This window comes from bacterium, from assembly GCA_029210545.1.
GTDB lineage: Bacteria > BMS3Abin14 > BMS3Abin14 > BMS3Abin14 > BMS3Abin14 > JARGFV01.
Window position 1 is genome coordinate 1,465 of the sequence record JARGFV010000134.1, and the last position, 4,383, is coordinate 5,847.

Consider the following 4,383-nt stretch of genomic DNA (forward strand, 5'->3'; position numbering starts at 1 on the left):
TTGGTGTCCAGTTCGACCTTGATGGAGAGGTTCTGGGACGGCCGCGGCGAAAAACCGAGTTCGTGGGGAAGGCCAGGGAACCTGATCCAGGCTGAGGAAACCACCTTTTCTTCACTGGCCTTGACCTCGATACGGTAGCCTTCCAGCGTCAGCGCCCGCTTCACTTCCGCCAACGCCGCACTGAATCCGGAGTGATCCCCCGGGACGATAAGGGAAAAGTCGAGGTCTTCGGAAAAGCGTGGGATATCGAACAGAAAACGCAGAGCTGTACCACCCAGGAAAGCCCACCGCAGGAACACACCGGCATCCTGGAAGGATTCAAGGGCTCTGGCCTGCAGGTATTCCCGCGCCAGGAGGGCGCGGGCGAGGTCGTTGTCCACTTTGGATGCGAGTTGCCTCAGGTGCTCTTTCAAAGGGAACCTTCTCTTTCAACCGGAAGCAGGGGGCCGACGAGACGGGCGGTCCTGATCAGCTTGGGCTTCCCGCTTTTTCGCGCCAGTTCCTGGAGAACGGATAACTTGAAGGCTTCCGTATTCTGGAGGCGGAGTTCACGGATAAAATCAGCAGAGTCAGCGCCCGGCGTCAGGTAGACGAGATCGAGCAGGGCCTTTTCCGGCAAGGCCGTGAAGGCAAACTGTCGTGGAGCGACTTCCAGCCGTAAATAGCCGAACAGCATGGCTCCCCCGATATGGTTGAACTGGTACGCACCCAGATCGTTCTTCACTGTTTCCCGACGGCCCGGACCGATGCTCGTCACGACCGGAACGTGCTCCGGGATGATGCCGAAAAAGGCCAGGGCGGCCTGCAGGCTGACGTATGACCCGCGCTGCAACCGGTTCGCGATCACAAACGGGTGCGGTTCGACCTTACGCCAGGCGGATGTCATGGTGTAGAGACCACGTCGGAGCTGAATCAGCCGTCCCGCTTTGACCCAGCGCGACAACTGCAGGTGTACCTGGCTGGCGGAGCCGTGTCCCGCCAGCAGAAGGGCTGAGGAAAATACAGGCTCATTCCCCACGAGAGTCAGCAACTCTTCCCATTTCATGCAGTTAACTTATCAAGATTGATAGCTTAGCGCAATGAAATTTCTATGGGCCGGACCTTCCACCGTCGCTAACAGATTTCGCTAAAGCTCCGGAACTTCCCGGGGGACAGGCCGCCTGCACTGCCTGCGCGCCGAAGTTGAGGTTAGCGAAGGTGGGAGCCTGGTCGAAGGGTGCATGGTAAGTTTGTTTTTGAATGCAGTCCCGCCTTGCATTCCCACCTTTTTATGCACTAGTCTATTCCCATGTCCCGTCCGTCCCCTGAAGAGCAGATCGAGGTTTGAAAGGGGAAAATGGTTGAACTGGAATCCTGTCAGCGTATCTCACTTAACCTGGTCAAAAAAGGAGTAAAATAAATGGTTTGGCCGAAAAAACCTGTTCTCGCGACCTTGTATGCGGTGAAGATAACTCGTGATGGAGAGTATGCGAACATCGAGTATAAAGATCCGGCGATCGGTGGTGTGGGTTTGAAAATAGGCCCAGATATAGCGGCAATGACGGATCAGGAAATACTGGACCTTCACAACCATATTATCAGGGAAAGGGAAAATATGGCCGCTCGGTATAACCACATAGCTGTGGAAATCCTTCCCGGGAAGCCGCAAATTGAATATTCGGAAAGGTGCGCCCAATGGGTACCCAGGGGGGATGTTCTTCGCTGTCTGATCCATGATGACCAGAACCTGGAGCTTGTCGTTGAAATAGACGGCAGGGATCTTTCGTTGAAGGAGTTTGGGCGCATGCTGACAACTCACGCCGGGTGGGGCATGCGAATAGTATTTGTTCCTGACGATGAGATAGAAAAGGAGCCCGATGTAGTTGTTGGAGAAAAAAAGGTAATCCCCAAACCCCGGAACCTCGGGACCCCACCCCCCGGCGAGAGCGAAGGATCACTTTCGTGCTCTGAACCCGGGAGGCTTGGCATGACCTACGAGACCATCGAAGATGCCTACCATTTCGTCAACGGCGGCCCGCCCTATGAGCACACGGCAGTTATCCACCGTGGCACCGGGGAAGGGTTCTTCGCTTCTGAAATGGCCGGTTACGATGATATCCCGGAGGAAGCCGAGGGAAGTGAAGACTACCTCTGGATCCCCCACAAACACGACCTTGACCTCGGCAAGCCGCTGGTGATGAGTTTCGTCCTCGACCGCTGCCCGGAACTTTACGATGAGGTTTCTGCTGTCTTTCGCCGCAAGGGTGCCTATGGTCGCTTCAAGGACCTGCTGGACCGAAAGGACCTGCTGCAGGAATGGTATGCCTTCGAGGAGGAAAGGACCAGGGAGGCTTTGCACAAGTGGTGCGCAGAAAATGGTGTTGAACTGGAGTGACCCGCTCCCCGGACTGGGGACCGGAGCTTCAGGGTCACCAGCATGATCTGCCTGTACCCATACTCATTACATAACCGTTCGGCCACAGACAGTTCATGCCTGAATTTCCTCTTCGAAAAACGGCGTCCTCCCGCTCACATTCGAGATAAACTGGACATCGGTTATCGAATCGATGGTCAGAGCGTTGAGATCTTCGAGATCCGCCCCGTCTGGAACGATCCGAGCAAAAAGATAGAACCCTCCATCGCAAAGGCGACCTACGTGAAATCAAAGAACCAATTGAAAGTGTACTGGATGCGCGCTGACCTGAAGTGGCACGGATATCAACCTTGTCCAGAAGTGAAAACCCTGGATGAATTCCTTAGGGTCGTCGATGAAGATCAGTACGGTTGTTTCTGGGGGTGATATTCGTAGTACAAACAGTTGATATGCCGGGTATTGGGCTTTGCATTTGAACAACTGTACCGTTACCATTACGTAAAAGGTGGTGTGCCATGAGTTCTTCGGTGAGCCAAAAGTTAAATGAACTTGGGAAGTTGTGTGAAAAGTTCAGCGTAAAACAACTGGACATATTCGGTTCAGCTGCTGAAGAAAAGGGCATGCTTCCGGATACGAGTGATATCGATTTTCTCGTCGAATTTCTCCCCCTGGGAGAGGATCAGTACGCCGATACCTATTTCGGTCTGCTATTTGCTTTAGAGGAGCTTTTTAACAGGAAGATCGATCTCGTGATGGTGAGCGCTATCAAAAACCCTTATTTCAGAGAATCGGTGGAACGCTCCAGGAAGTCGCTTTATGCAGCTTGAAATAAAGAAGCATCTGGAAGATATCCGTCAGGCAGCTGAACTCACCCTTGAATTCACTCACGGCAAAAACTTTGCCCACTATTCCGGGGATCCCCATTCTACGGGCAGCTGTAGAGAGGCAGTTCGAGATCATCGGAGAAGCCCTGAACCGCCTCGCCAGAGCAGATGAAAAGGTGACAGCCCACATCACCGATAACAGAAGGATCATCGCTTTCAGAAATATCCTTATCCACGGTTACGATATGATCGATCACCGGGTTGTCTGGGACGTCATAACCAATCACCTTCCGAAGCTGATAGAAGAAGTGCGAAGCCTTCTGAAGGACAGGTAGCATCCGGTTTCAGTAATTCCAGGTTATCAGTTCCCACGGATGTCATTTATCGTTCCGATCAGGAATATCTTAGGCTGCTCCATGACTCTCTGGACAAAATGGCTGTCGGTGTCGATCTTTTCCTGAAAATCAGAAATACCATAGAGTACGGAAAACCATTGGTGCCAGGGGATGAATTATGGCCCGTCTTCACCGAATGGTTTCCGCCTACGCAAACCGACTCGGCTTCAGCCTTTGTTAAAACTACGTCTGACAAGAAAGCTCCGACGGTCAAGAAGCTGCGGCGTGACAAGTCGACGTGGCAAGCGTGCCTGACTTTATCGGTTGGTTTTGATGATGATCTTACTGATTGTCAGGACAAACATTGACAATTTCCGGACCCCGTTGGTCCCCCGGCTTTTGCCTGAAATCCTCAAAAGCAGCCTCTCGCTCGTTCATCATGCACAACGCGTGACTCACTCAAGCACGCCAAGGATGCCTGGAAGATCTAATGATTCGTGCCACGTGTTCATCGTTGTCAATTGTCTTATTCACGAAGTGGAGGTGTTCATCGTGAATGATCTGCATCGCAGTATCGAGAACTGAGAACGTGTCATATCCGGTTTTTGTCATTTTTTTGTCATCCAACGTACGCCTTCACCTGCGGCGCGAATGCGTGGTCCGGGGCAAGGCCTTGTCCCCCGCTGGAGATTGTCACGTTCTCGCAAGACTCTTGCACAGTATGAATTGAAACATAGCCCTTCGTACATGGCTCGGATGGACAATTCCTTATGAAGCACTTTGCCAACTCTCACGACAAGTTTGCCCGAATAAGCTCTTTTATCTTCCTCTCACGGTTAAGGGCTAAATCTTAAATTTTTTTTAAATTCGA

The 4,383-nt window shown here is 52.2% G+C and carries 6 protein-coding genes; 4 read left to right on the forward strand and 2 right to left on the reverse strand.

Features of this window, described 5'->3' with window-relative positions:
• Together P1S46_11010 and P1S46_11015 are read right to left on the reverse strand one after the other, a co-directional pair.
• Positions 1-413, reverse strand: a 413-nt coding sequence (locus P1S46_11010; protein ID MDF1537005.1) for a nucleotidyl transferase AbiEii/AbiGii toxin family protein, incomplete at its 3' end; no start/stop codon positions are given.
• Complete coding sequence (locus tag P1S46_11015) at positions 410-1,045, reverse strand: hypothetical protein (protein MDF1537006.1); 636 nt, start codon at positions 1,043-1,045, stop codon at positions 410-412. The genes P1S46_11010 and P1S46_11015, both read right to left, overlap by 4 nt.
• Positions 1,046-1,399: 354 nt before the next feature.
• Here P1S46_11015 and P1S46_11020 point away from each other — a divergent pair, with 354 nt between their 5' ends.
• The 4 genes from P1S46_11020 to P1S46_11035 all read left to right on the forward strand — a co-directional run bounded on the left by P1S46_11020 (position 1,400) and on the right by P1S46_11035 (position 3,512).
• Positions 1,400-2,374: a UPF0158 family protein gene (locus tag P1S46_11020; protein MDF1537007.1), complete on the forward strand. Its 975-nt coding sequence runs from the start codon at positions 1,400-1,402 to the stop codon at positions 2,372-2,374.
• Positions 2,375-2,416: 42 nt separating this feature from the next.
• Entirely contained in the window at positions 2,417-2,779 is a 363-nt protein-coding gene (locus P1S46_11025; GenBank protein ID MDF1537008.1) for a DUF3024 domain-containing protein, read from the forward strand.
• 89 nt (positions 2,780-2,868) lie between these two features.
• Positions 2,869-3,180 carry a nucleotidyltransferase domain-containing protein gene (locus tag P1S46_11030; GenBank protein MDF1537009.1) on the forward strand — a complete coding sequence of 104 codons (312 nt, stop codon included), beginning with the start codon at positions 2,869-2,871 and terminating at the stop codon, positions 3,178-3,180.
• 71 nt (positions 3,181-3,251) lie between these two features.
• Entirely contained in the window at positions 3,252-3,512 is a 261-nt protein-coding gene (locus P1S46_11035) for a DUF86 domain-containing protein (protein MDF1537010.1), read from the forward strand.
• Positions 3,513-4,383 lie beyond the last annotated feature (871 nt).

Coding starts and splice junctions, on each gene's coding strand:
- P1S46_11015 (MDF1537006.1), bottom strand. CDS start 1,045: ATGAAATGGGAAGAGTTGCTGACTCTCGTGGGGAATGAGCCTGTATTT.
- P1S46_11020 (MDF1537007.1), top strand. CDS start 1,400: ATGGTTTGGCCGAAAAAACCTGTTCTCGCGACCTTGTATGCGGTGAAG.
- P1S46_11025 (MDF1537008.1), top strand. CDS start 2,417: ATGATCTGCCTGTACCCATACTCATTACATAACCGTTCGGCCACAGAC.
- P1S46_11030 (MDF1537009.1), top strand. CDS start 2,869: ATGAGTTCTTCGGTGAGCCAAAAGTTAAATGAACTTGGGAAGTTGTGT.